The organism is Streptomyces sp. NPDC107538 (assembly GCF_055657445.1).
Window position 1 is genome coordinate 201,575 of record NZ_JBVKAY010000002.1, and the last position, 26,591, is coordinate 228,165.

Consider the following 26,591-nt stretch of genomic DNA (forward strand, 5'->3'; position numbering starts at 1 on the left):
ACTGTGCGTACCGGACTGTGTGTACGGGGACTGTGGTACGGGCTGCTCCGGCGCCGCGCTACCGCACCCCCGCGATGACCTCCGCCGCCGCCCTGCCGCAGACCCTGGCCGCGCCGTGGGTCGCGATGTGGAGGGGGCCTCGGGGCGGGGACTGGGGGATGCCCATCTCCACGACGATCGTGTCGGGGCGGATGCCGAGGAGGGTGTCGAGGGCGGTGGTCATCCAGGGGTGGCGGTGTTCGTCGCGGACGACGGCGACGATACGGCGGGTCCCGGCGACCGCCAGGGCGGAGGCACCGGCGCTGTCGCCGGCGAAGGTGCCGGTCTCGGTGCCCGGAAGGAGGCGGGCCAGTTCCGCGCCGACGCCCCAGGGGGTCTCGTCGCCCACGGCGATGTTCGCCACCGGGGTGAAGGCCGCCACGTAGAGGGGCTGGGTCGGCGGCTCGTACGGCACCGCGAAGGTCGCCGTGAGGGCGCGGCGCGCGGCCACCAGGCCGACTCCTCCGCCGGGGCCGCCGTTCTCGCCGGTGGCCTCCTGACCCGGCCGGGCGCCGTGGGCCGGCCCGGCACCGTGGCCCTGCCCGGCACCACGGCCCGCTTCCCCGGCCGCCGACCGGGTCCACTTCGCCAGGGCCCGGACCCGGTTCGCCGCGTCCGCCAGGCGTTCCTCCGGGAGGTCGCCGGTGCGGACGGCCGTGACGAGGGCGTCGCGGAGCCGGAGGACGGTCTCCTCGTCGGCGAGGCCGCCGCCGACGCAGATGGCGTCGGCACCGGCGGCGAGCGCGAGGACGCTGCCGTGCTCGATGCCGTAGGTGCCGGCGATGGCCTTCATCTCCATGCCGTCGGTGACGATGAGGCCGTCGTAGCCCAGTTCGCCGCGGAGCAGGTCCGTGAGGATGCCGCGGGACAACGTTGCCGGAAGGTCCGGGTCCAGGGCCGGGACCAGGATGTGGGCGCTCATCATCGCCCGCGAGCCGGCGGCGACGGCGGCCCGGAAGGGTGCCAGGTCCCGGGAGTCCACGAGTGAGCGGTCCGCGTCGATGCGGGGCAGGGAGTGGTGGGAGTCGACGGCGGTGTCGCCGTGGCCCGGGAAGTGCTTGGTGCAGGCGGCGACGCCGGCGGCCTGGAGGCCGGTGACATAGGCGGCCGTGTGCCGGGCGACCAGGCCGGGATCGGCGCCGAAGGACCGGACGCCGATGACGGGGTTGGACGGGTTGGCGTTCACGTCGGCCGACGGGGCCCAGTTGAAGTTGACGCCGCACTCCACCAGGCGGCGGCCCAGGGCGTGGGCGACCTCCCTGGTCAGGTCCACGTCGTCGACCGCGCCCAGGGCGTGGTTGCCCGGGAAGGAGGAGCCGGTGCGGACCTCCAGGCGGGTAACGTCACCGCCCTCCTCGTCGATCGCGACCAGGACGTCCTCGTGCTCGGCCCGCAATTGTGCGGTGAGGGCGGCCAGTTGGCCGGGCGAGACGATGTTGCGGCCGAAGAGGCCGACGGAGGCGAGGCCCTCGCCGAGGCGGCGCAGCAGCCAGTCGGGGGCGGTGGTTCCGGTGAAGCCGGGCTGCAGGACCGTCAGCGCGTCCCGCGCGAGCCCGTCGTGTCCGGAACCGGAAGGGGAACCGGGCGAGTCGGTGGCGAATGTCGTCATCGGGGTGCTTATCCCTTCACGGCGCCCGCGGTGAGGCCCGCGGCCATCTTGCGCTGGACGAGGAGAAAGAGGACGACGATCGGCACGGCCATCAGGGTGGAGCCGGCCATCATCGGGGCGTATTCGGTGCCGTGTTTGGTGGTGAAGTTGCCGAGCCAGACGGTCGCGGTCTGGTTCTGCTGGCTCATCAGCATCAGGGCGTACAGGTACTCGTTCCACGCCTGGATGAAGCCGTAGACGGAGGTCGCCACCATGCCCGGTGCGAGCAGCGGGAAGACCACGCGGATGAAGGCGGTGGTGCGGGAGCAGCCGTCGACCATGGCCGCCTCCTCCAGTTCGCGCGGGATGTTGACGATGAAGCCGCGCAGGGTCCACACCGTGAACGGGAGGATGAACGTCAGATAGGTGAGGATCAGGCCGCTGAGGCGGTCGTACTGACCGAGGTCGTTCAGCAGCAGGAAGACCGGGATGATCATCGCGACCAGCGGGACCATCTGCACCGCCAGGATGCCGACGATGACCACCTTGCGGCCGCGGAAGGCGAAGCGGGAGATGGCGAGGGCGGCCAGCATCCCGACGACGACGCCGATCACGACCACGGTCAGGGACACGATGAGGCTGCGGCCGACCGGGCCCCAGAAGTCGGCGATGTCCAGCGCCCGGCTGAAGTTGGAGAGGGTGATCGACGTCGGCAGCAGGCTCGGGTCCGGGTCGATGGCGTCCTTCGCCGGTTTGAACGCGGTGTTCAGCATCCAGTAGACGGGGAAGCCGGCCGTGACGAAGACGAACAGGCCGAGGAGGTCCCAGCCGAGCTTGGACTTCCGGGGGCCGGAGGGGCTCTTGGTGGTCTTCCGGGGACCGGAGACAGTGGCAGTGCTCATTCGACCTCTCCGATCTTCAGCATCTGGCGCATGTAGACACCGATCACACCGAGCAGCAACAGCACGGTGAGCAGGGCGATCGCGGAGCCCTGCGCGTAGTCGTTGACCACGAACGCCTTGTCGTACGAGTAGGTGGTGAGCAGTTGGAACTCGGCCTCGGGGTGGCCGTTGCGCATCACGAAGACCTGCGGGAAGACGCCCATGTCCCAGATGACGGAGAGGGTCGTGAGCATCACGATGATCGGCTTGAGGATCGGGAGGGTGACATAGCGGAACACGCCCCACGCCCCTGCGCCGTCGAGGCGGGCGGCCTCCTCCAACTCCTGGGGGACCTGGGTGAGTCCGGCGCTGAGCGTGATGACGACGAACGGCACCGCGCCCCACACCACCAGGAGCGTGATGACGGCCAGGCCCTCGGGGCCGCTGGCGAACCAGTTGTGGCCGATCATGTCGACGCCTGGCAGCTTGCTGAGCAGTGCGTTGAAGATGCCGTAGTCGGAGTCGAACAGCCACTTGAAGACGGTGGTGGCCACGATGATCGGCATGCCCCAGCTCGCCACCAGCGCGATGTTGACGAGCGTCTTCACCCAGCCGGAGACCCGCTGGAGCAGCAGGGCGATCGCCATGCCGATGACCATGGTGAAGACGACACAGGCGGCGGCGAAGACGATGGTCCGGACGACGACCGTCCAGAACTCGCCGTCACCCAGGACCTTGGCGAAGTTGTCGAAGCCGACCGACTCGGCGGGCTTGAACCCCCACAGCTGGGACTGCCCGAACTCCTGGAAGGACAGGGTGACGAGGCGGACCAGCGGATAGCCGAGAACGACGGCGAGGATGAGGAGGCAGGGGGCCAGCAACGCCCAGGGGATGGCGGCGCCGCCTGCCAAACGTTTGGCCGAACTCACGGTAACCACCGGCGGTTTCGGCGGCGGCGCCGGCCGCGCGGGCGGCACCTTCGCGGGGGCGGTCGTCTCTGCGGCACTCATCGCGCACTCCTAAGCAGCTAAAGGAGGGGCCGGCAGCAGCGCGCCCCATAGGGGCGCGGGGCTGTATCGATATGCGGCTACCGCCGCGTGGGCGCGACCAGCCACGACGCACCGGCACCGAACCGACACCCCATCGCGGCACTTTCGTGAATCACCCACCGGTTCAGCCGATTGCTTCAATCGGCTGAACCGATCCCCCGGCCGGGCCCGGCCACCACGGCCAAGCCCGACCGGCAGGTCACCTCACTCGTTGTTGATGACCTTGTCGATCTCGGCGTCCGCCGTCTTCGCGGCCTCCTCGACCGACTGCTTCCCGGTGCCGATGGACTGCAGCATCGTCTGGAGGATCTGCGCCTTCTCGACCTGGCCCCAGCCGGGCGCCATCGGGACGAACCAGTTGGACTCGGCCGCCGTGGCCGGAACCGCGGTCGCCGGGTCGTCCTTCAGCGTGGCGAGGTCGGTCTTGTTGTTGGGCAGGTTGCCCTTCTCGATCAGACCCTTCTGGCCCGAGGGACCGGTGAAGGCGTTGATCCACTCGGCGGCCACGGTCTGCGCGTCGGACTTCACCGGGACGGCGAGGTCGCTGCCGCCGAGGAAGACGGGCATGTTCTTGCCGGACGGGCCGGGGAGGACGAAGTTCTCGACGTTGCCGGCGAGCTTGCCGGTCTTGTCGTTCTCCTTGGCCGCGGCGGTCGCGCCCTCCCAGGCGGGGGCGAAGATCATGCCGGACTTGCCCTGGCCGTAGACGATGTACCGGTCGGACTCGTCCTTGGTCTTGTCGCCGTGCATGTACTTGTCGACGACGTTCTTGAACTCGTTGAGCCCTTCGAGGGACTCGGGCGAGGAGAGGTTGGCCTTCCACTTGCCGCCGGACTCGACGGCTATGGAGCCGCCGGCGTCGTAGACGAAGGACATGGCCGCGTACCAGTCACGGGTGGGCTGGTACCAGGCGCTGAACTTGTCGCCCTGCTTCTTCTGCACCTTGTCGAGGGCGGCGGTCAGCTCGGCGTAGGTCTTCGGCGTGGACTTGACGCCCGCGGCGGCGAAGACGTCCTTGCGCCAGTTGGCGACGCGGCCACCGGCGTAGTACGGGACGCCGTACGTCTTGTCCTCGTAGGTGACGGAGGCCTTGAGGCCGTCCAGCCAGGCGTCGGAGTTGTCGAACTTCGACGCGTCGAGGGGGGCGAAGGCGCCCTTCACCATGTAGGCGAGCATCTCCGTGTTGCCCATCTCGACCACGTCGGGGGCCTTGTCGGTGGCGAGGACGGCGTCGAGCTTGGCGTTCTTGTCGGGCCAGCCGTAGTACTCGTGCGTGATGGTGATGCCGGGGTGCTTCTTCTCGATCGCCGCGTCGGCGGCCTTGACCAGCTCCGGCCAGTTGTTCTGCGCGTCGACCGTGAGCCAGACGGTCAGCTCCTTGGTGTCCGCCCCCGTGTCGGAGCTCTCGCTCCCGCCGCCGCCCCCGCACGCCGCGACGGAGACCATCATGCCCGCGATACAGACCGCGATCGTCAGCTTCCTCTTCACGCCACCCTCCTCAGGGATGCCATTGCTCAGGGATGCCACAAACCCCCCTGCTCCCCGCGGTGACAGACGTACCGCCCATGGGGCCAGGACCTGGACCAATGGTGTAGACCAGTAGGCGGAGCTTGGCTCAGACCATTCGGTGTGTCAAGGGGGTGCGAACCGGCTCCCACCAGCCGTTATGCGACCTACATATGCAAGAACCTTTATGTAATAAGCCAGCGAAAACCGTGCGCTTGAGCCACACTCTTCGGGTAGACCACTGCGCCCTCGTGGAGTGGACCAGCGGAGACCCCTCCGTGGACTAGACCAGCGGGAGCTGCGAAGGTATACAGAGGGATCACGCCACGAGGAGCCGGGAAGGCGGAGCATGAGCACCGACGTCAGCAGTGCGGAGAACGAGAACGGGGCGACCGTCCGTACCGCACGCGTGCCCAAGTACTACCGCCTGAAGAAGCACCTGCTCGACATGACCGAGACGCTGCCGCCCGGCACGCCCGTGCCGCCCGAGCGCACCCTCGCCGCCGAGTTCGACACCTCGCGCACCACCGTGCGGCAGGCGCTCCAGGAACTGGTGGTCGAGGGGCGGCTGGAGCGCATCCAGGGCAAGGGCACGTTCGTCGCCAAGCCCAAGGTCTCCCAGGCGCTGCAACTCACCTCGTACACCGAGGACATGCGCGCCCAGGGCCTCGAACCCACCTCCCAGCTGCTGGACATCGGCTACATCACCGCCGACGACACCCTCGCGGGGCAGCTCGACATCACCGCCGGCGGGCGCGTGCTGCGGATCGAGCGCCTCCGGATGGCCAACGGCGAGCCGATGGCGATCGAGACGACCCATCTGAGCGCCAAGCGCTTCCCGGCCCTGCGCAGGTCACTGGTCAAGTACACCTCGCTCTACACCGCGTTGGCCGAGGTGTACGACGTGCGGCTCGCCGAGGCCGAGGAGACCATCGAGACCTCGCTGGCCACCCCGCGCGAGGCCGGCCTGCTGGGCACGGACGTGGGCCTGCCGATGCTGATGCTCTCCCGTCACTCGCTGGACAAGGACGGGCAGCCGGTGGAGTGGGTGCGGTCCGTCTACCGGGGCGACCGCTACAAGTTCGTGGCCCGCCTCAAGCGACCGCAGGACTGAGCCGCCCGGGGCCCTCACGGAGCGAGCAACAGGTGGTGCACGCGGTGTAGCGCGACCGCCCCTCCTGTTCTACGGTCCTTGCGCCGCCGCATGGACACGGGCGGCCGGCCGGCCACCCCCGACAGGGGTTCCGCCGACGCTGAGTCCTGTGAACACACAACCTCCGCATCCGATATCCGGACCGGGGGTTCCGTACGACGGAACACGTCCCATAGATTTCCTGCGCGTTCAGCAGGTGACCAGTGAGGGGACGGAGTCGGGACATGTCAGAAACGCCTGAAGTGAGACCACCAGGGGCACCGGTGACGCCGGTGGCACCGGTGGTGACACCTGTCAGGGTGGTCATCGCCGTGTGTCTGCTCGCCCCGTTCGTGGCGATGCTCTGGGTCGGCTCGTACGCCAAGACGGACCCGGCGTTCATCGGTATCCCCTTCTTCTACTGGTACCAGATGGCCTGGGTGCTCATCTCCACGGCGCTGACCGCCACCGCGTACGTGCTGTGGAAGCGTGACCAGCGCGCCCGCGGGCCCAAGACCAAGGGTGGGGGTGCCGCGAAGTGAAGGACGGCGTGAACGGCGTGGCACTCGCCGTCTTCATCTTCTTCTTCCTGGCCGTCACGGTCATGGGCTTCCTGGCCGCGCGCTGGCGCAAGGCCGAGAACGAGCACAGCCTCGACGAATGGGGCCTGGGCGGCCGGTCGTTCGGCACCTGGGTCACCTGGTTCCTGCTCGGCGGCGACCTCTACACGGCGTACACCTTCGTCGCCGTCCCGGCGGCGATCTACGCGGCGGGCGCGGCCGGTTTCTTCGCGGTGCCCTACACGATCCTCGTCTATCCGCTGATCTTCACCTTCCTGCCCCGCCTGTGGTCGGTCTCCCACAAGCACGGCTATGTGACGACCTCGGACTTCGTCCGCGGCCGCTTCGGCTCGAAGGGCCTGTCGCTGGCGGTCGCGCTCACCGGCATCCTGGCGACGATGCCCTACATCGCGCTCCAACTGGTCGGCATCCAGGCCGTGCTGGACGTGATGGGCGTGGGCGGCGGCGAGAACACCAACTGGTTCATCAAGGACCTGCCGCTGCTGATCGCGTTCGGCGTGCTGGCCGCGTACACGTACTCGTCCGGCCTCCGGGCCCCCGCGCTGATCGCGTTCGTGAAGGACACACTGATCTACATCGTCATCGCGGTGGCGATCATCTACATCCCGATCAAGCTCGGCGGTTTCGACGACATCTTCGCCAAGGCGGGCGAGGCGTACAGCCAGACCAACCCGGCGACGGACAAGCCGCGCGGGTCTCTCATCCCCGGTGACGCCAACCAGTGGACGTACGCGACGCTGGCCCTGGGCTCGGCGCTGGCGCTCTTCATGTACCCGCACTCGATCACGGCGACGCTGTCGTCCAAGAGCCGCGAGGTGATCCGCCGCAACACCACGATCCTCCCGCTGTACTCGCTCATGCTGGGCCTGCTGGCCCTGCTGGGCTTCATGGCGATCGCGGCCGGGATCCAGGTGCAGAACGGGCAGTTGGCGATCCCCCAGCTGTTCGAGACGATGTTCCCGGACTGGTTCGCGGGCGTCGCCTTCGCCGCCATCGGCATCGGCGCGCTGGTCCCCGCGGCGATCATGTCCATCGCGGCGGCGAACCTCTTCACCCGCAACATCTACAAGGACTTCATCAGGCCGGACGCCACGCCCGCGCAGGAGACCAAGGTCTCCAAGCTGGTGTCCCTGCTGGTGAAGGTGGGCGCGCTGGCCTTCGTCCTCACCATGGACAAGACGGTCGCCATCAACTTCCAGCTCCTGGGCGGCATCTGGATCCTCCAGACCTTCCCGGCCCTCGTCGGTGGCCTCTTCACCCGCTGGTGCCACCGCTGGGCGCTCCTCGCCGGCTGGGCGGTCGGCATGCTGTACGGGACGATCGCCGCGTACGGGGTGGCCTCGCCCACGCAGAAGCACTTCGGCGGCTCCTCGGCGGAGATCCCCGGCATCGGCGAGATCGGCTACATCGGTCTGACGGCCTTCGTCCTCAACGTCGTGGTCACCGTCGTCCTCACCTTCGTCCTGCGCGCCGCCAAGGCCCCCGACGGCATCGACGAGACCAGCCCCGAGGACTACACGGCCGACGCGGGCGACGCGGGCGTCCAGGTGGAGCTGCCTCCGGCGACGGCGGGCACAAGCCACTAGGCGCTCCGCTTCGCCGGCGGGGGGGGTGCGTTGGCGGGGGGTGCGCTGTCGGGTGCGGGTGCGTGGGGGCTGGTCGCGCAGTTCCCCGCGCCCGGCAACGCACCCCCGACTACGCTGGCCCGGTGACCGCTCGCGCCCCGATCGTCCTCGACAGCGACCCCGGTATCGACGACGCCGTAGCCCTCCAGTACCTCCTCGGCACCGGCCTGTGGGACCTCAAGGCGTACACCTCGGTCGGGGGCAACCTCCCCGCCGAGGGGACGTACGCCAACGCCCGCGCCCTGGCGAGAGCCCTCCGCATCGACACCGACGTCCCGGTCCACCGAGGCGCCGGCCGCCCCCTCTCCCGCCTCCCCTACCGCGAGGCCTCCGCCTTCCACGGCCCGGCGGGCCTGGGCCACGAGACCCTCCCCGACTCGACGGCCCCGCACCCCACGGAGTCGTCCGCGCAGGCCCTGCTCCGGCTCTCCCGGGAACACGAGGGCGAGCTGACCGTGTGCGCCACGGGCCCCCTCACGAACGTGGCGATCGCCCTGCTGGAGGACCCCGACTTCGCCCGCCGCGTCCGCAAGTTCGTGTTCATGGGCGGCGCAGCCCAGGTCCCGGGCAACTTCACACCCGTCGCCGAGTTCAACATCTGGGCCGACCCGGACGCCGCCGAGGTGGTGCTCTCCTCGGGCATCCCGTTCACCATGGTCGATCTGGACGCCTCGCACCGCTGGCTGTTCCGCCCCGCCGACCTCGCCGCGCTGGAGGCCGCGGGCCCGGGCACGGCCCTCGCCGCCCGGCTGATGCGCACCTACATGGACGCCTACTCCCGCCACGGCGGCGACGGCACCTGTCCGCTGCACGATCCGCTGGCCGTGGGGGTCTGCGGTGACGAGGCGTTCGTCGAGGCAGCCGACGGGGCCGTCGTCGTGGAGTGCGGAAGCGAACTCACGCGCGGCCAGACCGTGTTCGTCCCGGCCGCCGCCCGGCGCGTCTACTACTCCGAGTCCCCCGCCCTGACCGCCCGCCTCCGCGCCACCGGCCGGGTCGCCCTGGGCCCGGGCACCCGCGACTTCAGCAGGGATTTCGTGACGACGCTGCCGCGATGGCCGGCGGCGACCTGACCCGGCCCGATCCAGCCCAGCCAGGGCCCAGCCCGACCCGGTCCCGTCCGGTCCGATCGTCGGATGAACGACGGCCCCTGTGGATAACCCGAGACGCGCAGAGCCCCCACTCGTGCAAACTGCGACGCATGGACATCACGATCAGGCGGGCACTTCCCGACGAGTACGCCGGCCTCGGCGAGATCACCGCACAGGCCTACCTCGGCGACGGACTGCTGGACTTCGGGGAGAGCGACGCGTACCTCGGTGAGCTGCGGGACGTGGCGAAGCGAGCCGCCGCGGCAGACGTGCTCGTGGCCGTGGCGGACGACCGGGTGCTCGGCGGGGTGACCTTCGTCCCGGCGGGCGGCCCCATGGCCGACATCGCCCGTCCGGGAGAGGCCGAGATACGGATGCTCGCGGTGGCCGCGGAAGCGCGCGGGCGGGGCGTCGGCGAGTCCCTCGTGCGGGCCTGCGTGGAGCGCGCCCGAGCCGTGGAGGGCTGTGCACGTCTCGTGTTGTCGAGCCAGCAGCGCATGCACGCGGCGCATCGCATCTACGAACGCCTGGGCTTCACCCGCACACCGGAGCGCGACTGGAACCCTCTCCCCGACCATCCCGACCTCACGCTGATCACCTATGAGTTGACGTTCTGACACCCTGCGAAGTCGATCGCGACACAACATGTGGGGGTGACACCGCGCCCCGGCACTAGATGTATGCTCATGCTCGCTGTCGCCGCAGGGGAATCCGGTGCGAATCCGGAACTGTCCCGCAACGGTGTACTCGCGTGCGTTTCCGTCCTTTCGCACGCGCCTGTTCAGTCCGAACACCTGCCGACAGCGCGCCCGGCCGTCCGGTCCGGGTGCCTGACGTCCGGGCCTCGTGGAATGGGCCGGTGGACGCGACGCCCCCGTGCGCTCGTGTGCAGCCGCCTGCCCTCCGCAAGGCCCCTTGCCGAGCGAGGGAGAGCCCCACGTGACCATCGCGCCAGCCGAACCGGTTTCAGCCGAACCGGTTTCAGCCGACCCGGTTTCAGCCGACCTGGCTTCCGCCACCCCGGCGACGGAGACCGACGGTCCCGGTACCGCGTTGCTGCGGACCCTGACCGAGCTGACCGCCGACCTCCCCGACGCCGACCCCGGCCGGGTCGCCGCCGCCGCCCTGCGCGGCCGGTCGGCGCGGGCCGACGAGTCGGAGTTGCGCGAGCTGGCCACGGAGGCGGCCGCGGGCCTCATCTCCGAGGACCCCGCCTACTCGAAGCTGGCCGCCCGGCTGCTGGCCATCGGCATCCGCGCCGAGGCCGCCTCGCAAGGTGTCACGACGTTCACCGAGTCCATCGCGGTGGGCCACCGGGAGGGCCTCGTCGCCGATCGCACGGCGGAGTTCACCCGGGTCCACGCCGGGCGTCTGGACGCCCTGCTCGACCCGGCGGGCGACGACCGCTTCGGCTACTTCGGGCTGCGCACGCTGCACAGCCGCTACCTCCTCCGGCACCCCCTCACCCGCAAGGTCGTCGAGACACCCCAGCACTTCATGTTGCGCGTCGCCGCCGGCCTCGCCGAGGACACCGGGGCCGACGCGGAAGCCGGCATCCGTGCGCTGGACGAGGTCGCCGCGCTCTACCGCCTCATGAGCCGCCTCGACTACCTCCCCTCCTCCCCCACGCTCTTCAACTCCGGTACGCGCCACCCCCAGATGTCGTCCTGCTACCTCCTCGACTCCCCGCTGGACGAGCTGGACTCCATCTACGACCGCTACCACCAGGTGGCCCGTCTCTCGAAGCACGCCGGCGGCATCGGTCTGTCGTACTCCCGCATCCGCTCACGCGGTTCGCTGATCCGGGGCACCAACGGGCACTCCAACGGCATCGTGCCGTTCCTGAAGACGCTGGACGCCTCGGTCGCCGCCGTGAACCAGGGCGGCCGGCGCAAGGGCGCGGCCGCGGTCTACCTGGAGACCTGGCACTCCGACATCGAGGAGTTCCTGGAGCTGCGCGACAACACGGGTGAGGACGCCCGGCGTACGCACAACCTGAACCTGGCGCACTGGATCCCGGACGAGTTCATGCGCCGGGTGAACGCCGACGAGCAGTGGTCGCTGTTCTCCCCGGCCGACGCGCCCGAGCTGGTGGACCTGTGGGGCGAGGAGTTCGAGGCCGCGTACCGCAAGGCGGAGGCGGACGGCCTGGCGAGGAAGACCATTTCGGCCCGTGATCTGTACGGCCGCATGATGCGCACCCTCGCGCAGACCGGCAACGGCTGGATGACCTTCAAGGACGCGGCCAACCGCACGGCCAACCAGACGGCCGAGCCGGGCCATGTCGTCCACTCCTCCAACCTCTGCACGGAGATCCTGGAGGTCACGGACGACGGGGAGACGGCGGTCTGCAACCTGGGCTCGGTGAACCTGGGCGCGTTCGTCGACCCGGCGGCGGGCGACCTGGACTGGGAGCGGCTGGACGAGACCGTCCGGACCGCCGTCACCTTCCTCGACCGCGTCGTCGACATCAACTTCTACCCGACCGAGCAGGCGGGCCGCTCCAACGCCCGGTGGCGGCCGGTCGGCCTGGGCGCGATGGGGCTGCAGGACGTCTTCTTCCAGCTGCGCCTGCCCTTCGACTCCCCGGAGGCGAAGGCCCTGTCCACGCGGATCGCCGAGCGGATCATGCTCGCCGCGTACGAGGCCTCCGCCGATCTCGCCGAGCGCAACGGCCCGCTGCCGGCCTGGGAGAAGACCCGTACGGCCCGCGGTGTGCTGCACCCCGACCACTACGGCGTGGAGCCGACCTGGCCGGAGCGGTGGGCGGCCCTGCGCGAGCGCGTCGCGGCCACGGGCCTGCGCAACTCCCTGCTGCTCGCCATCGCGCCGACGGCCACCATCGCCTCGATCGCCGGGGTGTACGAGTGCATCGAGCCGCAGGTGTCCAACCTGTTCAAGCGCGAGACGCTGTCCGGTGAGTTCCTCCAGGTCAACTCGTATCTGGTGAAGGACCTCAAGGACCTGGGCGTCTGGGACGCCCGCACCCGGGAGGCGCTGCGCGAGTCCAACGGCTCGGTGCAGGACTTCACCTGGATCCCGGCCGACGTACGGGCGCTGTACCGCACGGCCTGGGAGATCCCGCAGCGCGGTCTGATCGACATGGCCGCCGCCCGCACCCCGTATCTGGATCAGTCGCAGTCGCTGAACCTGTTCCTGGAGACGCCGACCATCGGCAAGCTCTCCTCGATGTACGCGTACGCCTGGAAGTCGGGTCTGAAGACCACGTACTACCTGCGTTCGCGCCCGGCGACCCGAATCGCCCGCGCCGCCCAGGGCCAGGGTCAGGCGCCAGCACAGACCTCGGCCCAGCCCGAGAAGTCCATCCCCGTCCAGCAGGCCGCCACCTCGGAAGAGGCCCTCGCCTGCTCCCTTGAGAACCCCGAGTCCTGCGAGGCCTGCCAGTGATGCCCAGCAACCAGAACCTGCTCGACCCCGGCTTCGAGCTGACTCTCCGCCCCATGCGCTACCCGGACTTCTACGAGCGCTACCGGGACGCGATCAAGAACACCTGGACCGTCGAGGAGGTCGACCTCCACTCGGACGTCGCCGACCTGGCGAAGCTCTCCGAGGGCGAGCAGCACATGATCGGCCGGCTGGTCGCGTTCTTCGCGACGGGCGACTCGATCGTGGCCAACAACCTCGTGCTGACCCTCTACAAGCACATCAACTCCCCCGAGGCGCGGCTCTATCTGAGCCGCCAGCTCTTCGAGGAGGCCGTCCACGTCCAGTTCTATCTGACGCTGCTGGACACCTACCTCCCCGATCCGGAGGACCGGGCGGCAGCCTTCGCTGCGGTGGAGAACATCCCCTCCATCCGCGAGAAGGCGGAGTTCTGCTTCAAGTGGATGGACTCGGTGGAGAAGCTGGACCGTCTGGAGTCCCAGGCGGACCGCCGTCGCTTCCTGCTCAACCTGATCTGCTTCGCCGCGTGCATCGAGGGCCTGTTCTTCTACGGCGCCTTCGCGTACGTCTACTGGTTCCGCAGCCGGGGCCTGCTGCACGGCCTGGCGACCGGCACCAACTGGGTGTTCCGCGACGAGACGATGCATATGTCGTTCGCCTTCGAGGTGGTGGACACCGTCCGCAAGGAGGAGCCGGAGCTCTTCGACGAGCTGCTCCAGCAGCAGGCCACGGACATGCTCAAGGAGGCCGTCGAGGCCGAGCTGCAGTTCGGGCGCGACCTGTGCGGTGACGGTCTGCCGGGCATGAACACCGAGTCGATGCGGCAGTACCTGGAGTGCGTGGCCGACCAGCGCCTCACCCGCCTCGGCTTCGCCCCGGTCTACGGCTCGGAGAACCCGTTCTCCTTCATGGAGCTGCAGGGAGTCCAGGAGCTGACCAACTTCTTCGAGCGGCGTCCGTCCGCGTACCAGGTCGCGGTGGAGGGCACCGTCGACCTGGACGAGGACTTCTGAGCCGCGCTACTTCAAGGTGATGGCGTCCCCGGCCGACGTGACCCTCGCGGTCGTCGTCGTGCCGGGGAAGTACCAGCGCCAGCTGCCCGCCGCCGTGACGGTCACCTTGGCGGTGAGCTTCCCGGCGCTGCCCGTCTTCACCGTCCTGACGGTGGTGTAACGGGCGGCGCCCTTCTTCTTGAACTGCAGCTGGACCGACTGCCCGGTGAACCCGCCGTACTTGAGGGTCTCCCAGTTGGCCCGGGTCAGCTTGCCGCCGACGGTGACCTTCGCGCCCTTGGCGACTTTCTCGGGCTGGATCACCGTGGTGAGGACCGAGGCGCGCTTGACCTTGTACCGGGCGATGTTGTCGGAGATCCAGTAGTCGCCGTCGTTCGCCTTGACGGTGGCGTTGACCTGCCACACTCCGGCGACGCGGTTGGAGTCGATGTCGTCGCTGTCGGCGATCCAGCCGGGGTCGACCGTCATCGTTCCCGTGCACACGGATGTCGTCGCGCTCTTCTTCTTGCAGGAAGAGTCGCCGTCCCAGGTCGTGAAGCCGTAGCCGTTGGACCGGTTGAACGTGCTGAGATCGGTGATCTTCTTGGCACCCGAGTCGTCCTTGACGGTGACGGCGACCGGGTACCGGATGGTCTTCGCCGTTCCGATGATGACGTTCTTGCCGCCGTTGACGACCGTCTTGGTGACGCGGACGTCTCCCCTGCCCTCCGCGTGGGCGCCCGTCGCCGCGAGCAGCACCAGGGCCGCCGCCCCGCCCGCCACGGCCAGGGTCCGGCCGTGTGCGGGGCGCGTTCTGTGTCTCATGATCCTCCCCTTGGGTCGAGGAGAGGCTACACAGAGGGGCGATCACTGTCGTACAGATATGCGGCAGTACGGGTTCTCGGGCGAACGCCGAGGTCAGGCGGCACGGGCGATGCGGTGCGACGCCCGCCGCTCCTCCGCCTTCGCGACCTGCCGCTCCTCCGCCTTGGCGATCTGCCGCTCCTGCGCCCTCGCGATCTGCCGGTCGACGCGCCAGTCGTGCACGACGCCGATGATCGCCGGCAGCGCGACCAGGGCGAACAGTCCGAGGACGGCCAGTGTTCCGATGAGTCCTTGCAGCTGTGTCGTATCCATGGACACCACTGTCGCGCCGAACGCACCTGACAAACAGTGGCAGGACTGCCGCACCCCCTCGAATTCCTGCCACTTCCGAGGCACACTGGGGGCATGCTGAAAAACGTGGCCGCCATCCTCCTGGAGGGCGTGCATCCCTTCGAACTGGGCGTCGTCTGCGAGGTCTTCGGCCTCGACCGCAGCGACGAGGGCCTGCCGGTGTACGACTTCGCGGTCGCGTCGGCGGAGGGCCCGACCCTGCGCACGCACGCCGGGTTCACCGTCTCCACGCCGTACGGCCTGGACCGGCTCGAAGAGGCCGACCTGGTGGTCGTCCCGGCGGGCGACAGCTATCTGCACCGGATCTACCCGGCCGAGCTGCTGGACGCGCTGCGCCGGGCCGCCGACCGGGGCGCCCGGGTGCTGAGCGTCTGCTCGGGGGTGTTCGTGCTCGGCGCGGCCGGTCTGCTGGACGGGCGGCCGTGCGCGGTGCACTGGCGGCACGCCGAGGAGCTGGCCCGGCGGTATCCACGGGCGGTGGTCGAACCGGACGTGCTGTACGTGGACGCGGACCCGGTGATCACCTCGGCGGGTACGGCGGCCGGTATCGACGCCTGTCTGCACATCGTCCGCAAGGAGCAGGGCCCGGAGGTCGCCAACAAGATCGCCCGGCGGATGGTGGTCCCGCCGCACCGCGACGGCGGCCAGGCCCAGTACATCGAGCGCCCGCTGCCCCGCTCGCAGTGCGACACGGTCGGCGAGGTGCTCGTGTGGATGGAGCAGCATCTCGACGAGGAGGTCACCGTCGAGCAGCTCGCCGCCCGGGCGCACATGTCCCCGCGCACGTTCGCCCGCCGCTTCCAGCAGGAGACCGGGACCACGCCGTACCGCTGGATCCTGCGGCAACGGGTGCTGCTGGCCCAGCGGTTGCTGGAGGCGACGGACGAGACGGTGGACGCGATCGCCTGGCGCACCGGCTTCGGCACCGCCGCCGCGCTGCGCCATCAGTTCGTACGGTCGCTCGGCACGACCCCGCAGACCTACCGCCGGACCTTCCGGGGCCCGGAAGTCGCCTGAGGCGGGGCCGTCGGCGACGCGGTGCAGCGCCTCAGTCGTTGGCGACCACGGGGTAGCGGGGCTCGTTCTCGGCCATCTGCCGCAGCGCGTCCTTGCGGTCACGCTTGGAGAGCCGGTCGATGTACAGGTAGCCGTACAGGTGATCGGTCTCGTGCTGCAGGCAGCGCGCGAAGTAGCCGGTGCCGCGCACCTTGATCGGGTTGCCCTTCTCGTCCTGCCCGGTGACCTCGGCGTAGTCGGGGCGGGCGAGCGGCATGTACGCGGTCGGCACCGAGAGGCAGCCCTCGTTGCTGTCGTCCAACCGGCGCGCCTCGGCGGGCAGTTCGACCAGCTTGGGGTTGCAGATCACACCGGTGTGCCGCTTGCCCTCGTCGTCCGGGCAGTCGTACACGAAGACCTTGAGGTCCACGCCGACCTGGTTCGCGGCGAGGCCGACGCCCTCCGCCGTGTGCTGGCTGGCGAACATGTCGTCGACCAGCTTCGCCAGCTCGTCGCCGAACTCGGTGACGTCCTTGCACTCCTTGTGCAGCACCGGGTTCCCGACCACGGTGATCGGCAGCGACGTACCACGCTCCCGGTACGCCTGCTCGCGCTCCTCGCAGTCCTCCGTGTCGACGACGAACCCCTCGTCATCGACGGGGAGCACGCCCACGTGCTGCTGATCGGTGTCCTGCTGGGCCATGACAGACGTACGCCTTCCTAGAAAACAGGGGGTGGTGATGCTGATACAGGGTACGGGGATCCCGCCCCGCAGGAGGGCGCCCCGTAAGGGGCGCGGGGAACTGCGCGAGAAGCCCCACCGAACCTGCGGCCGAAATCGAACCGCAAGCCCCCTAACAAACCTCTTCCAGATCCCGCCAGTCACGAGAATCCGGACTGTCGGCGACCCACCCGTCCAGCAACCCCCGCACCAGAGAAGCCGGCGCAGCCACCCCGCACTCCCGCTCCGGCGCCCACAACTGCCCGTCCGTCACATGCCCCAGCGGCCCCGGATGCCCCGGCTCACTGTGATCATGCGGATCGAGATGCTCCCCGTCCCCCTCGTCGGACGGCATCCGCGACTCCGAGCACAGCCGGCACAGCAACCGCACCGACGACGACCAGTCCTCCGCCGCGAACCCCGCGTCCGCCGCGAGCCGCTCCAGCGCGTCCCGGTCCGCTTCGGTCGCCGCCTCCAGCAGCACCACCCAGGTCGGCACGGGCGACGGCGCCCACAACTCGATCTCGTCGAACACCGGATACGCGTGCCCCACGGCCGTGGTCCGCTCGCCGTGCGGCACCCCGTCGTGCAGGACGACCTCGCCCCAGCGCCGCCCGGACGACGGCAGCGGAATGGACAGCACCTCGATCCGGGCGGGGTCGAGCCGCCGCCCCCACACGACCTCGGCCTCACCCTCCGGCGAGAGCCGTACGGCCGCGCTGCCGAGGTCCATGCCGACCGGCTCGCCGGTGTCCCCGGCGCCGCCCGGCCTCGGCCGGGAAGCGCCACCGGGCACCCGCAGCCCGTACGCCTGCCAGGCGCGGCGGGCCAGCGGCCAGTCCTGGAGGGCGGTCGCGGCGATGCCCACGTTCCACCAGTCGGGCGCCCCGGTCTCCCGGTCGAGCAGCGCGACGGCCCGCAGACCGGCCGCCCGCGCCTGCTCCCAGTCGTGCCGGAACTTGTGCAGCAGCGCGAGGTTGAACCAGGACTCGGACAGCCACGGCTCCAGGTCCGCGGCACGTGTCAGCAGCGCGCCCGCGTCCTCGTACCGACCGTCGCCGATCAGCGTGAACGCACGATCGGTGGCCTGCCGCCAAGAGGCGGAGGGCCGATGCCGTCCCTTGCCGAAGATCCTCACGATTCCCGCCTGCCAGTTACGGTTCCCGCCTGCCAGTTCCGTCGGAGTGGGCTGGCCGTCGCCCCCGGTACACCCTCTCCCTCGCATCCAACCACGACCGGATGGAGGGCCGCTCATTACCCATGGGTTACCCCACCTCGGGCAGGGTCAGACAGTCTCTCGACAGTACCCTCGCAAGCGTCTCCACCACCTCCGGGTGATAGTCCCGGGCCGTCCCCAGCCGCAGTTCCTCCAGGACCCTGAGCGGCCCTCCGGGCCCTGCTTCCCGGACCTTCTCCTCGTATGCGTTCACGGCCCGCACGATCCGCGCCCCCACCGGCTGTTCACGGTACGGATCCGCCTGCCGCTCCACCACCACGGCGACCTCGCCGTCCACCCCGGTCTGCCGTACGACCGCGCCGCCCAGCAGCGCGATGCGGCGCTGTTCGGCCGCCGGGAGCCCGGCCGTCGCCCCGCCCGGCACGGGGTCGACGAGGCTCAGCTGGCCTATGTCGTGCATCAGCGCCGCGTACTCCAGTACGGTCAGCTCCGGTTCGGCGAGGCCCAGCTCCCGGCCCACCGCGCGGCTGAGCAGGGCCACGCGTCTGGCATGCCCGGCCGGGGTGTACCCGGCGATCTCCGTGGCCCGCGCGAGCGAGGCGATGGTCTGCCGGTAGGTGATCCGCACGGCCGCGTACCGCCGGAACGACAGCTGGGCGAGCAGGAGGGGCAGGGAGAAGACCGGCAGGGCCCACAGTCCGACGACGCCGACCGCGAGCGCCATGACGACCCCGGTCGCGCACACCGCCGACCCGATGCCCGGTAGCGCCCGCAGCTCGTCCCTGAGCAGCGGGCCGAACGGCCACCGGGTCCGCGCGTGGGCCATGGCCGCCGCCAGCACGGCGTCGCAGAGCGCGGTCACGACGAGCAGGGCGACGAGCAGCAGTACATAGGAGTGGCCGCTCCACTCCAGCAGCCTGCCCCGGTTGTACAGCGGCTGGAAGCAGAGGGCGGCGAAGGCGACGGTGAGCACGCGCCGGGTGAGGTGATCGACGGTGGACCCGCATCCCCTCGCCACATGCGGCACACAGCCCAACAGCCCGGCCGCGACGACGACGGCCACGACCTGGAGCACCCCGTGCCCGGTCGCCCGCCCGCCGTTCTCCCCCAGCAGGGCGTACGCCAGCGCACCGGCCGCCCCGAGCGGCGCGGCCTCCCGCCCCTCCGCCCCACGCCACCGCGACAGCTCCCCCACCACCACGAGCACCCCGAACGCGAGTGCGACACCGGCTTCGTCGAGCCCGTGCCAGAGGGTGTGGGCGAGGCCGAGGAGAGCGAGAAGGAGGGCGGCACCGCGCAGGAGGACGAGCAGCGTCACGGCACCCGCCCTCCGGTGGGGTCCGCCCGCCCGGCACGGGCCTGATCGCCATGGGTCTGATCGCCGCCGGGACGGGCGGGCGGTACGTTGCCGCACGAGTCCGCGGTGACCGTGGGGTGCCAGCCGTGGCGGCCGAGGGCGCGGGCCAGCGCGCGCACCATGGCGGGGTCGAACTGGGCACCGGCGCAGCGGTCCAGCTCGGCCAGCGCGGCGGCGACGGGACGGGCCCGGCGGTAGGAGCGGGTGGAGGTCATGGCGTCGAAGGCGTCCGCGACGGCGACGACCCGGGCGAACTCGGGGATCTGGCCGCCGGCCAGCCCGTAGGGGTACCCGCTGCCGTCCAGCCGCTCGTGGTGGTGCAGCACCGCCGCCCGGGCCTCCCCGAGGAAGGAGATCCCGCGCACGATCTCGTGGCCGTACTCGGGATGCAGTTCGATGACCCGCCGCTCCTGAGGCGTCAGCGGCCCGTCCTTGCGCAGCAGCCGGGTGGGCACCCCCAGCTTCCCCACGTCGTGCAGAATCCCGGCGAACCGCAGGACCTCGGCCCGCTCGTCGTCCATGCCCAGCTCCCGCGCGATCAGCAGGGACGCCCGCCCGACCCGCTCGCTGTGCCCCCGCGTGTAGCCGTCCTTGATGTCGACGGCCTGGACGAGCGCCCGGATGGTGGCCCGGTGCGCGGCCCGCTCCCGGTGGTACTGCGCGAAGACCCAGCAGGACACGTACATCGGCAGCAGCACGAGCAGCGCGGCGACGGGCCCGTACGGGCTGTGCCACAGCACGGCCATCATCAGCCCGGCGAACCCGTGCACGAGGACGGGCGCCAGCGACCGCAGGAAGAGCCCCTTCCAGGCCGTGCGCACGGGCGCCCGCTCGGCGAGCGCCCGGATGCCGCCGTCGAGCAGGGTGAGCACCACACAGAACACCAGCGCCGCACCCCCGGCGGGCAACAGCGCGTACGGGAAGCCGGAGCCGACGACCACCTCCCCACCGCCGAGCGCGCCCCCGACCGCGCTCCCGACCGCGTCCCGGCCGCCGAGCATCTCGTACGCCCGCGACGCGGCCCCCACCGCGAGCACCAGGCGAGCCGCACGCCAGATGCGGCGCAGCGCTCGTGGCCGCTGCTCGACGCGGGAGAGCAGCGCCCCCGGCACGGCCACCAGCGCGGCGGCGGGCACCGGCAGCAGAAAGGCCCCGGCGAGCAGCACCGGGAAGAAGGTGCCCATGCCCTTGGGGGCCCGGTGCCCCATGAACGGACACCGGGTGATCTGCTCGCACGCGGCGTACAGCACGGCGAGCAGGGCCACCGCCCACCACGGGACACGGACGTCCGGCAACGGGGCGAGACAGGCCAGGGCACCGAGGGCGGCACAGGCGACGTACACACGTGCCCCTGCCGGCACCGACCCCATGGCACCCCTCCCGAGTCCAGGCTCCGGAGCCTAGGACGGGCCGGAGCGGGCGGGGACGGCTACGGACGAATCCATGGGGCCGCGACGGCCGGATTAACTCCTTCGAGTGAAGACACCACTGACGACACCCCGGACGACACCAGTGAAGTCACCAGTGATGGGGATCAGTGCGCCACGTCCGCCGCGAGCACCTTGCTGAGCTGTTCCACGGTCGCCGGGGACTCGCGCTGGAACGCCTCGATGTCGAGACCGTCGTCGCCCATGACGGTCAGCAGCGTGCGCTCGCCGACGGCGACGACGATGACGTGCCCGGCGCCGCACCGCACGACCACCTCGCGGAGGGCGCCGACGCCGGACTGGTCGGCCATGCGGCGGCCGACGCCGAGGGTGGCGGCGGCGAGCGCGGCGACGGACTCGGGGTGGACCTTGTCGACGTCGGCGACGACGAGGAGCCCGTCCACGGTGGACAGGACGCTCTCGGCGACGCCCATCACCCGGTCACGCAGCGAGGCCAGGATGTCCGTCAGCGATTCGGTCGATGCGTGTGCGGTCATGGGCACGTGCTCCTTGGTCCAGGCTTCTGCGGTGGGGTGTGCGGGTCCGAGCGGCTCAGTCGGGCAGGTGCCGGTCGGACTCGGGGAGAGCCCGCAGCCCGCGGCGGACGCGCCGCAGCATTTCGACGGAGGGTTGGTCGGCGAGGAGTTCCTCGGCCGACAGCAGGGACAGGGGTGGGAAGGGGGGCGGCACGGCCGGGGTGTCCGACGCGTCGTCCCCGGTGTTCGCGGGACCGCGTGCCGCGCCCCGCACGGGTAACCGCGGCAGCCCCGCGGCGACTTCACCGGGATCGGCGACTTCACCGGGATCGGCGACTTCACCGGGATCGGTGACTTCACCGCGGTCGGCGACTTCACCGGAGCCGGGCGCCGCACCGAGGTCGGCCACTTCACCAGAGCCGGTGGCCGCCTCAGGGTCGGTGGCCGCACCGGGTCCGGCGGTGTCACCCGGCCCGACGGTGTCACCCGGCCCGGCGATCTCACCGGATCCGGCGCGCGACGGCCGTGGTGCGGCGGCGGCGCCGGTCGGGGTGGACGGTGACGGCCCCGCCGCCGTGTCACCGGGCGGTGGCCGTTCGGCTGTGCTGCCACCGGGCTCGGTGGACGGTGGCTGTGCCGCGTGCGGGGGGACGGGTGCGGCGGGCTGTGGGGTTTCGTCGGGCGGGACCGGGCGGTCGTCCGCGGCGGCTCTGGGGACCGAACGCCGTCGGAGGCGGGCGGCCTTGCTGCGTATGCGGCGCTTGCGGGCCGGGTCTTTGTCGGGGCTCACTACCCGTCCTTCGCTCCGAGGCCTCCGGCGGGAGAGCCTCCACCGGGCCTGCGTCTGGGCAGGGGACCGGCTCTGGGTGACGTTTCGTCGGCCGCCGCGTGCCCCTGCGGGGTGCGGGGCGCGGTGCTGGGCCGGCTGTCGGGCGCGGGCCTGGTCTCCCAACGCACGGCCCGCAGCGACTCCAGCCGGACCAGGTCCAGCATCACCGCGTAGAGGCCGCGCCCGCGGGCGAAGGCGATGTCACGCGGAGTACGGCGGCCGTTGGCGCTCTCCACGAGGTCGCGGTGGCGCCGGGTCAGCCGGCCGTCGGACTCCGGGGTGTCGCGGCCGGTGACCGGTTCGGGCCGGGCGCGGGCGAGTTCGCCCGCCGGTCCCCACAGCCGGGTCAGCAGCGCCATGCGTCGGGTGGTCTCCTCGGCCAGCGGTCGCGGCTCGACACCGGGCCGGGCGAGCAGGGTGGGCCGGCGTTCGGCCAGCTCCCAGCCGCCGGGCGGGCTGAGCGCCATCGCGAAGGCCCCGTCGAACACGGCGGCCGTGCAGACCACCTCCAGTTCGGCGGCGCCGATCAGACCGGTGGCCGACAGATACAGATCGAGCCGGTCGGCGTCGGGTTCGGCGGCGCAGGCCGCGAGCCACGCGTCGTCGTCGATACGGCCCGAGGCGAGCAGCGCGGACGTCGCGGTCGGCGCGCCCGGTGTCTCGATCGCGCCGATCCGTCCGTCCCGCAGGTGAATCGTGCCACCAGGGGAGCCGGAGACCCGCACGGTGCCGGTGTAGCCCTCCTGGTGGAGTGCCTGCAGCAGCGCGGGGACGTTGCGTGCCGAGGGAGTCTTCACGCCAGCACCTCTCGGGCCCGGTCGCCGAGGCTGCGCAGCGCCAGGGCCACGTTCGCCCGGTCGCGGTCGAGCCCGGCCGCCAGGAACAGCGGGTCGCCGGCCGACCGGTCCACCCGGAGCAGCACCTGATGGCGTCTTTTGCTGGTCATGACCACGCTCTCCAACTCCCCCTCGGCCCCCGCCGCGCCGAGCCGGTCGGAGATGAGGGTGGCGAGATCGGAGCACTCCGCCCCCGTCCCCGCCTGGGCGGCGTCACCCGCCACGGCGTAGGTCAGGCCCGTGACCGCGTCGACGAGGGCTACGCCGGTGACGCCGGGAGAGTCGAGAAGCCGGTCCAGCGAGGTCTGGAGCGCAGGCTTCCTTTCCTCAAGTCCCCCCATTCGCCCTCCACGTTCACGCGCCGCACAGTACTTTGAACGCCAACTTCCGTAGCAAGCAAAAAAGTTGATGTTTGTGACCGGTGGGTCACTCGCGTTCGATCGTAGTTGGCCGGACAGTGACCGGTCAGCAGCACTGAGGAATTGGGGCAGCAATATGAACATCGAGACCGCACTCAAGGAAGCCATGGCCCTCGACGGTGCGATCGGTGTCGCGCTGGTCGACTACGAGAGCGGTATGTCGCTCGGCGCCCTCGGCGGCGGACAGAACCTCGACCTGGAGCTCGCGGCGGCCGGGAACACCGAGGTGGTGCGCTCCAAGATGCGCACGCTGGCCTCGCTGGACATGAACGACGTGATCGAGGACATCCTGATCACGCTCGGCCGGCAGTACCACCTGATCCGCCCGCTGACCAGCAGCAAGGGCTCGCTCTTCCTCTACCTGGCGCTGGACCGCTCGCGCAGCAACCTGGCGCTGGCCCGGCACGGCCTGAAGCGCATCGAGAACGGCCTGGAGGTCTGATCGACAGCGGCCTGGCGGTCTGAGCCCTCCGGCCAACGCCGCGCACACGACTGAGCCCGTTACGGGGACGGCCGCACAGCCGCCCCGTAACGGGCTCAGTCATCAGCTCAGCTCAGCTCTCCTGCGGTGTGACCGGCGAGGCGGTCACATCATGCTCGGGAACGGTCTGACCCGATCGGATCAGATCGATCCTGCCCATCACCTTGGCCCGCAGATCGGTGGGCACGTCGTCCTGCCCACAGCACCGCTTGACCAGCTTCTTGACGGCCTGTTCGAGGCCGTACTTCTCCAGGCAGGGCGAGCACTCCTCGAAGTGGTGCTCGAACTTGGTGCAGTCGGCGTCGGGCATCTCGCGGTCGAGGAACTCGTAGAGATGATCGAGGATTTCGCTGCAATCCGTCTCATGCGGCTCTCCGCAGCTCATGAGCCCGAGCCTTTCGCTTCGTTCGACTCCCCGGCGCCGGCCGGAACCAGCCCGCGGTCACGGGCGTAGTCCTCGAGCATGCCGCGCAGTTGACGGCGGCCCCGGTGCAGCCGGGACATCACCGTACCGATGGGTGTCCCCATGATGTCGGCGATCTCCTTGTACGCAAAGCCCTCGACATCGGCGAGGTAGACGGCGATGCGGAACTCCTCGGGGATCGCCTGCAGCGCTTCCTTCACATCCGAGTCGGGCAGGTGGTCGAGCGCCTGCGACTCGGCGGAGCGCAGCCCGGTCGACATGTGCGACTCGGCGCGCGCCAGCTGCCAGTCCTCGATCTCCTCGGCCGCGGAGCGCTGGGGTTCGCGCTGCTTCTTGCGGTACGAGTTGATGAAGGTGTTCGTGAGGATGCGGTACAGCCAGGCCTTCAGGTTGGTGCCCTCACGGAACTGGTGGAAGGAGGCGTACGCCTTCGCGTACGTCTCCTGCACCAGGTCCTCGGCGTCGGCCGGGTTGCGCGTCATGCGCAGCGCGGCCGAGTACATCTGGTCGAGGAATTCCAGAGCGTCCCGCTCGAACCGGGCGCTGCGCTCCGCGGCGGTCTCGGTGCCCTCGGGCTGCTCCGCCTGGCCCCGTTCGGTCCCTGCGTCGGTCCCAGTGACCGGACCCACCTCCTCCAGCGTCTGTGCGATACCGAAACCGGTACCACCAGAATCGGAGGATAGACGACGATCCATGCCCGCCGCCGCCCGAACAGGGCCGCTCTTGGCCGCGTGCAGCACCGTCCAGTCCAGGTCAGCGCGGCTGCTACGGCTCGGGCAATAGGTCGAACCCATGCGGCGGACTTCCTCTCCTACGGCGGTCAGCACGCTCTTTCGCGCTGTCTGATCGGCACAACAGGGACCCGCCGCTCCGCATTCCCGGCCATCCGCCGAACCGGTCACCGAAGTGACGCGATCCACTCCGCGACACCCTCCGTGATCACCGTCAGCGCCTCCTCCTGCCCGAGCGGCGCCCGCTTCGGCACGGCGAAGCCGTGATCGCCGTACGGCACCTCCACGAGCCCGTACGAGCCCTCGGGGAACTCCTCGGGCCTCCCGAACGGATCGTTCCCGCCCTGCACGACGAGCGTGGGTACCCCGGCCCCGAGCAGCTCGTCGGCCCGTGACTTCTCCGGCTTTCCCGGCGGATGCAGCGGAAAGCTCAGCGCCAGTACGGCCGCCGCGCCCAGCTCGGTCGCCGTACGGCAGGCCACCCGGGCCCCGGCGCTGCGCCCGCCCGCGATCACCGGCAGCCCCGGCTTCGCCAGCGCGGGCCACAGCCCCCGCCAGCCCGTGTCCAGCGTCTTCGGCGCGGGCGCGAGCTTTTTCCCGGCCACCCGCCACGGCTGCTCCACCAGGGCGACGGTCACCCCGTGCGCCGGGAGCACGGCGGCGAGGGCCTGAAGATCACGCGCCTCGATCCCGCCACCGGCACCATGACCGACGGCGAGGACGAATTCCGGCCGCGCGGCCTCGTACCAGCCGACCCGGGCCGTCCCCGCCTCGGTGTCGATCTCTTCCTTCGCTGCTGCCTCGATCTCGGTCACGTCAGAAGAGTGTGCCCTCCTCAGGGCCCTCCAGCTCCGTCAGCAGCTCCGGGCTGTTGTTGCGGACGTTGCTCACGGCCGTGGAGACGGGGTAGGCGCGCATCAGCCCGGCGGGCGGCGGTTCCAGCAGCCCGCGCAGATCGTCGAGGTCCGTACGGGCGGGATCGAGCCAGCTGTCCCAGCGGTCGGGCGTGAGCATCAGCGGCATCCGGGGATGGATCTCGGCCAGCGCGTGCGGGCCGTCCGCCGGGGCCACGGCCAGCGGGGTCGTCTCGGCCTCCGTCGTGATCACCGAGCAGGTCACCCACCAGGCCCCCGGATGGTCGTCGGGCAGCGTCCGGTCCCGCCAGAACTCGTACAGCCCCGCCATCGCGAAGACCGACCCGTCGGCCGGGAGCACGAAGTACGGCTGCTTGCGCGGCCGCTTCTTCTTCCCCTCGACCTCCAGATCGCGCTCCTCCTTGGCGGTGACCCACTCGAAGTAGCCGTCGGCGGGCAGGATGCAGCGCCGGGTGGCGAAGGCCCGGCGGTACGACGGCTTCTCGTGCACGGTCTCCGCACGGGCGTTGATCATCCGGGCGGCGCCCTCGGGGCTCTTGGACCAGGACGGGACCAGGCCCCACTTCAGCTTGCGCAGCTGGCGAACCGGCCGCTTGTCGTCGGCGTCCTTCAAGGGGCGGTCGAGAACCGCGTAGACCTCCTTGGTGGGAGCCACGTTGTAATCCGGCTCCAGGGTCTCCTCCGGCTCCCACTTCTCGATCTCAAAGATTCCTGCGAGATCCTCGGGCCTACGACTTGACGCATACCGTCCGCACATAAGTGCCACACTGCCAGATC

The 26,591-nt window shown here is 70.5% G+C and carries 27 protein-coding genes and 1 riboswitch; of the genes, 9 read left to right on the top strand and 18 right to left on the bottom strand.

Annotation, left to right across the window (positions count from 1 at the left end; all coding sequences use genetic code 11):
- Nucleotides 1–58: 58 nt before the first annotated feature.
- The 4 genes from ACZ7MG_RS06765 to ACZ7MG_RS06780 all read right to left on the bottom strand — a co-directional run bounded on the left by ACZ7MG_RS06765 (nucleotide 59) and on the right by ACZ7MG_RS06780 (nucleotide 5,045).
- Nucleotides 59–1,648 carry a glycoside hydrolase family 3 protein gene (locus tag ACZ7MG_RS06765; protein WP_471387545.1) on the bottom strand — a complete coding sequence of 530 codons (1,590 nt, stop codon included), beginning with the start codon at nucleotides 1,646–1,648 and terminating at the stop codon, nucleotides 59–61.
- 8 nt (nucleotides 1,649–1,656) lie between these two features.
- Nucleotides 1,657–2,529 (bottom strand): carbohydrate ABC transporter permease, encoded by an 873-nt coding sequence (locus tag ACZ7MG_RS06770; RefSeq protein WP_471387547.1) that lies wholly within the window; start codon nucleotides 2,527–2,529, stop codon nucleotides 1,657–1,659.
- Nucleotides 2,526–3,518: a carbohydrate ABC transporter permease gene (locus tag ACZ7MG_RS06775; RefSeq protein WP_471387549.1), complete on the bottom strand. Its 993-nt coding sequence runs from the start codon at nucleotides 3,516–3,518 to the stop codon at nucleotides 2,526–2,528. The genes ACZ7MG_RS06770 and ACZ7MG_RS06775 overlap by 4 nt, the downstream gene beginning before the upstream one ends.
- A 243-nt stretch (nucleotides 3,519–3,761) precedes the next feature.
- Entirely contained in the window at nucleotides 3,762–5,045 is a 1,284-nt protein-coding gene (locus ACZ7MG_RS06780) for an extracellular solute-binding protein (protein ID WP_471387550.1), read from the bottom strand.
- Nucleotides 5,046–5,412: 367 nt separating this feature from the next.
- Between ACZ7MG_RS06780 and ACZ7MG_RS06785 the strand changes: the two genes are divergently transcribed.
- The 7 genes from ACZ7MG_RS06785 to ACZ7MG_RS06815 all read left to right on the top strand — a co-directional run bounded on the left by ACZ7MG_RS06785 (nucleotide 5,413) and on the right by ACZ7MG_RS06815 (nucleotide 13,910).
- Nucleotides 5,413–6,177 carry a GntR family transcriptional regulator gene (locus ACZ7MG_RS06785; RefSeq protein ID WP_033525434.1) on the top strand — a complete coding sequence of 255 codons (765 nt, stop codon included), beginning with the start codon at nucleotides 5,413–5,415 and terminating at the stop codon, nucleotides 6,175–6,177.
- 263 nt (nucleotides 6,178–6,440) lie between these two features.
- Entirely contained in the window at nucleotides 6,441–6,737 is a 297-nt protein-coding gene (locus tag ACZ7MG_RS06790; RefSeq protein WP_471387552.1) for a DUF3311 domain-containing protein, read from the top strand.
- The gene (mctP, locus tag ACZ7MG_RS06795) at nucleotides 6,734–8,362 is read left to right on the top strand and encodes a monocarboxylate uptake permease MctP (RefSeq protein WP_471387554.1); all 1,629 of its coding nucleotides are present in this window, start codon (nucleotides 6,734–6,736) and stop codon (nucleotides 8,360–8,362) included. Before ACZ7MG_RS06790 ends, mctP begins: the two co-directional genes overlap by 4 nt.
- 122 nt (nucleotides 8,363–8,484) lie before the next feature.
- Nucleotides 8,485–9,474 carry a nucleoside hydrolase gene (locus ACZ7MG_RS06800; RefSeq protein ID WP_471387556.1) on the top strand — a complete coding sequence of 330 codons (990 nt, stop codon included), beginning with the start codon at nucleotides 8,485–8,487 and terminating at the stop codon, nucleotides 9,472–9,474.
- Between the two features lie 128 nt (nucleotides 9,475–9,602).
- Nucleotides 9,603–10,109, top strand: coding sequence for a GNAT family N-acetyltransferase (locus ACZ7MG_RS06805; RefSeq protein WP_471387558.1), 507 nt, complete (start codon nucleotides 9,603–9,605; stop codon nucleotides 10,107–10,109).
- A gap of 63 nt (nucleotides 10,110–10,172) precedes the next feature.
- A riboswitch (cobalamin riboswitch) is annotated at nucleotides 10,173–10,308 on the top strand.
- 123 nt (nucleotides 10,309–10,431) lie between these two features.
- Nucleotides 10,432–12,900 carry a ribonucleoside-diphosphate reductase subunit alpha gene (locus ACZ7MG_RS06810; protein ID WP_471387559.1) on the top strand — a complete coding sequence of 823 codons (2,469 nt, stop codon included), beginning with the start codon at nucleotides 10,432–10,434 and terminating at the stop codon, nucleotides 12,898–12,900.
- The gene (locus tag ACZ7MG_RS06815; RefSeq protein WP_471387561.1) at nucleotides 12,900–13,910 is read left to right on the top strand and encodes a ribonucleotide-diphosphate reductase subunit beta; all 1,011 of its coding nucleotides are present in this window, start codon (nucleotides 12,900–12,902) and stop codon (nucleotides 13,908–13,910) included. The genes ACZ7MG_RS06810 and ACZ7MG_RS06815 overlap by 1 nt, the downstream gene beginning before the upstream one ends.
- 6 nt (nucleotides 13,911–13,916) lie before the next feature.
- Here ACZ7MG_RS06815 and ACZ7MG_RS06820 read toward each other — a convergent pair whose 3' ends face one another.
- On the bottom strand, nucleotides 13,917–14,714 hold the full coding sequence (locus tag ACZ7MG_RS06820; RefSeq protein WP_471387563.1) for a hypothetical protein: 798 nt from the start codon (nucleotides 14,712–14,714) through the stop codon (nucleotides 13,917–13,919).
- 93 nt (nucleotides 14,715–14,807) lie between these two features.
- Complete coding sequence (locus tag ACZ7MG_RS06825; protein ID WP_471387565.1) at nucleotides 14,808–15,026, bottom strand: hypothetical protein; 219 nt, start codon at nucleotides 15,024–15,026, stop codon at nucleotides 14,808–14,810.
- 93 nt (nucleotides 15,027–15,119) lie between these two features.
- On the opposite strand from ACZ7MG_RS06825, the gene ACZ7MG_RS06830 reads away from it, so the two are divergent.
- Nucleotides 15,120–16,082 carry a GlxA family transcriptional regulator gene (locus tag ACZ7MG_RS06830; RefSeq protein ID WP_471387566.1) on the top strand — a complete coding sequence of 321 codons (963 nt, stop codon included), beginning with the start codon at nucleotides 15,120–15,122 and terminating at the stop codon, nucleotides 16,080–16,082.
- Nucleotides 16,083–16,113: 31 nt separating this feature from the next.
- Here the strand turns inward: ACZ7MG_RS06830 and def are convergent, their stop codons facing one another.
- The 8 genes from def to ACZ7MG_RS06870 all read right to left on the bottom strand — a co-directional run bounded on the left by def (nucleotide 16,114) and on the right by ACZ7MG_RS06870 (nucleotide 23,183).
- Entirely contained in the window at nucleotides 16,114–16,764 is a 651-nt protein-coding gene (gene def, locus ACZ7MG_RS06835; protein WP_471387569.1) for a peptide deformylase, read from the bottom strand.
- A gap of 151 nt (nucleotides 16,765–16,915) precedes the next feature.
- The gene (locus ACZ7MG_RS06840) at nucleotides 16,916–17,920 is read right to left on the bottom strand and encodes a tetratricopeptide repeat protein (RefSeq protein ID WP_216589631.1); all 1,005 of its coding nucleotides are present in this window, start codon (nucleotides 17,918–17,920) and stop codon (nucleotides 16,916–16,918) included.
- Nucleotides 17,921–18,047: 127 nt separating this feature from the next.
- Nucleotides 18,048–19,277, bottom strand: a complete 1,230-nt coding sequence (locus ACZ7MG_RS06845; protein WP_471387572.1) for an HD-GYP domain-containing protein — start codon at nucleotides 19,275–19,277, stop codon at nucleotides 18,048–18,050.
- Nucleotides 19,274–20,686: an HD-GYP domain-containing protein gene (locus ACZ7MG_RS06850; RefSeq protein ID WP_471387574.1), complete on the bottom strand. Its 1,413-nt coding sequence runs from the start codon at nucleotides 20,684–20,686 to the stop codon at nucleotides 19,274–19,276. The genes ACZ7MG_RS06845 and ACZ7MG_RS06850 overlap by 4 nt, the downstream gene beginning before the upstream one ends.
- A gap of 164 nt (nucleotides 20,687–20,850) precedes the next feature.
- Nucleotides 20,851–21,240 carry a roadblock/LC7 domain-containing protein gene (locus tag ACZ7MG_RS06855; protein WP_471387576.1) on the bottom strand — a complete coding sequence of 130 codons (390 nt, stop codon included), beginning with the start codon at nucleotides 21,238–21,240 and terminating at the stop codon, nucleotides 20,851–20,853.
- Between the two features lie 55 nt (nucleotides 21,241–21,295).
- Nucleotides 21,296–22,009, bottom strand: coding sequence for a hypothetical protein (locus ACZ7MG_RS06860; RefSeq protein WP_471387577.1), 714 nt, complete (start codon nucleotides 22,007–22,009; stop codon nucleotides 21,296–21,298).
- Nucleotides 22,009–22,845 (bottom strand): DUF4388 domain-containing protein, encoded by an 837-nt coding sequence (locus tag ACZ7MG_RS06865; protein WP_471387579.1) that lies wholly within the window; start codon nucleotides 22,843–22,845, stop codon nucleotides 22,009–22,011. The genes ACZ7MG_RS06860 and ACZ7MG_RS06865 overlap by 1 nt, the downstream gene beginning before the upstream one ends.
- Complete coding sequence (locus ACZ7MG_RS06870) at nucleotides 22,842–23,183, bottom strand: hypothetical protein (protein WP_471388268.1); 342 nt, start codon at nucleotides 23,181–23,183, stop codon at nucleotides 22,842–22,844. The genes ACZ7MG_RS06865 and ACZ7MG_RS06870 overlap by 4 nt, the downstream gene beginning before the upstream one ends.
- Nucleotides 23,184–23,379: 196 nt before the next feature.
- Here ACZ7MG_RS06870 and ACZ7MG_RS06875 point away from each other — a divergent pair, with 196 nt between their 5' ends.
- A complete protein-coding gene (locus ACZ7MG_RS06875) occupies nucleotides 23,380–23,745 on the top strand; it encodes a hypothetical protein (protein ID WP_471387582.1) in 366 nt (121 codons plus the stop codon).
- Between the two features lie 112 nt (nucleotides 23,746–23,857).
- On the opposite strand, the gene rsrA is transcribed toward ACZ7MG_RS06875, so the two are convergent.
- The 4 genes from rsrA to ACZ7MG_RS06895 form a co-directional block, all read right to left on the bottom strand.
- The gene (rsrA, locus tag ACZ7MG_RS06880; RefSeq protein ID WP_060883359.1) at nucleotides 23,858–24,169 is read right to left on the bottom strand and encodes a mycothiol system anti-sigma-R factor; all 312 of its coding nucleotides are present in this window, start codon (nucleotides 24,167–24,169) and stop codon (nucleotides 23,858–23,860) included.
- On the bottom strand, nucleotides 24,166–24,837 hold the full coding sequence (gene sigR, locus ACZ7MG_RS06885; protein WP_193242057.1) for an RNA polymerase sigma factor SigR: 672 nt from the start codon (nucleotides 24,835–24,837) through the stop codon (nucleotides 24,166–24,168). The genes rsrA and sigR overlap by 4 nt, the downstream gene beginning before the upstream one ends.
- A 269-nt stretch (nucleotides 24,838–25,106) precedes the next feature.
- Entirely contained in the window at nucleotides 25,107–25,754 is a 648-nt protein-coding gene (locus ACZ7MG_RS06890) for an alpha/beta hydrolase family protein (RefSeq protein ID WP_471387584.1), read from the bottom strand.
- A gap of 1 nt (nucleotide 25,755) precedes the next feature.
- On the bottom strand, nucleotides 25,756–26,571 hold the full coding sequence (locus ACZ7MG_RS06895; RefSeq protein WP_471387587.1) for an SOS response-associated peptidase: 816 nt from the start codon (nucleotides 26,569–26,571) through the stop codon (nucleotides 25,756–25,758).
- Nucleotides 26,572–26,591 lie beyond the last annotated feature (20 nt).

Bases quoted from the DNA above. Each gene is read 5' to 3' on its own strand.
- ACZ7MG_RS06790 (WP_471387552.1), top strand. From the start codon at position 6,441: ATGTCAGAAACGCCTGAAGTGAGACCACCAGGGGCACCGGTGACGCCG.
- ACZ7MG_RS06895 (WP_471387587.1), bottom strand. From the start codon at position 26,571: ATGTGCGGACGGTATGCGTCAAGTCGTAGGCCCGAGGATCTCGCAGGA.
- def (WP_471387569.1), bottom strand. From the start codon at position 16,764: ATGGCCCAGCAGGACACCGATCAGCAGCACGTGGGCGTGCTCCCCGTC.
- ACZ7MG_RS06785 (WP_033525434.1), top strand. From the start codon at position 5,413: ATGAGCACCGACGTCAGCAGTGCGGAGAACGAGAACGGGGCGACCGTC.
- ACZ7MG_RS06875 (WP_471387582.1), top strand. From the start codon at position 23,380: ATGAACATCGAGACCGCACTCAAGGAAGCCATGGCCCTCGACGGTGCG.
- ACZ7MG_RS06855 (WP_471387576.1), bottom strand. From the start codon at position 21,240: ATGACCGCACACGCATCGACCGAATCGCTGACGGACATCCTGGCCTCG.
- ACZ7MG_RS06775 (WP_471387549.1), bottom strand. From the start codon at position 3,518: ATGAGTGCCGCAGAGACGACCGCCCCCGCGAAGGTGCCGCCCGCGCGG.
- rsrA (WP_060883359.1), bottom strand. From the start codon at position 24,169: ATGAGCTGCGGAGAGCCGCATGAGACGGATTGCAGCGAAATCCTCGAT.
- ACZ7MG_RS06820 (WP_471387563.1), bottom strand. From the start codon at position 14,714: ATGAGACACAGAACGCGCCCCGCACACGGCCGGACCCTGGCCGTGGCG.
- ACZ7MG_RS06815 (WP_471387561.1), top strand. From the start codon at position 12,900: ATGCCCAGCAACCAGAACCTGCTCGACCCCGGCTTCGAGCTGACTCTC.
- ACZ7MG_RS06850 (WP_471387574.1), bottom strand. From the start codon at position 20,686: ATGGGGTCGGTGCCGGCAGGGGCACGTGTGTACGTCGCCTGTGCCGCC.
- ACZ7MG_RS06765 (WP_471387545.1), bottom strand. From the start codon at position 1,648: ATGACGACATTCGCCACCGACTCGCCCGGTTCCCCTTCCGGTTCCGGA.
- ACZ7MG_RS06805 (WP_471387558.1), top strand. From the start codon at position 9,603: ATGGACATCACGATCAGGCGGGCACTTCCCGACGAGTACGCCGGCCTC.
- ACZ7MG_RS06825 (WP_471387565.1), bottom strand. From the start codon at position 15,026: ATGGATACGACACAGCTGCAAGGACTCATCGGAACACTGGCCGTCCTC.
- ACZ7MG_RS06770 (WP_471387547.1), bottom strand. From the start codon at position 2,529: ATGAGCACTGCCACTGTCTCCGGTCCCCGGAAGACCACCAAGAGCCCC.
- ACZ7MG_RS06830 (WP_471387566.1), top strand. From the start codon at position 15,120: ATGCTGAAAAACGTGGCCGCCATCCTCCTGGAGGGCGTGCATCCCTTC.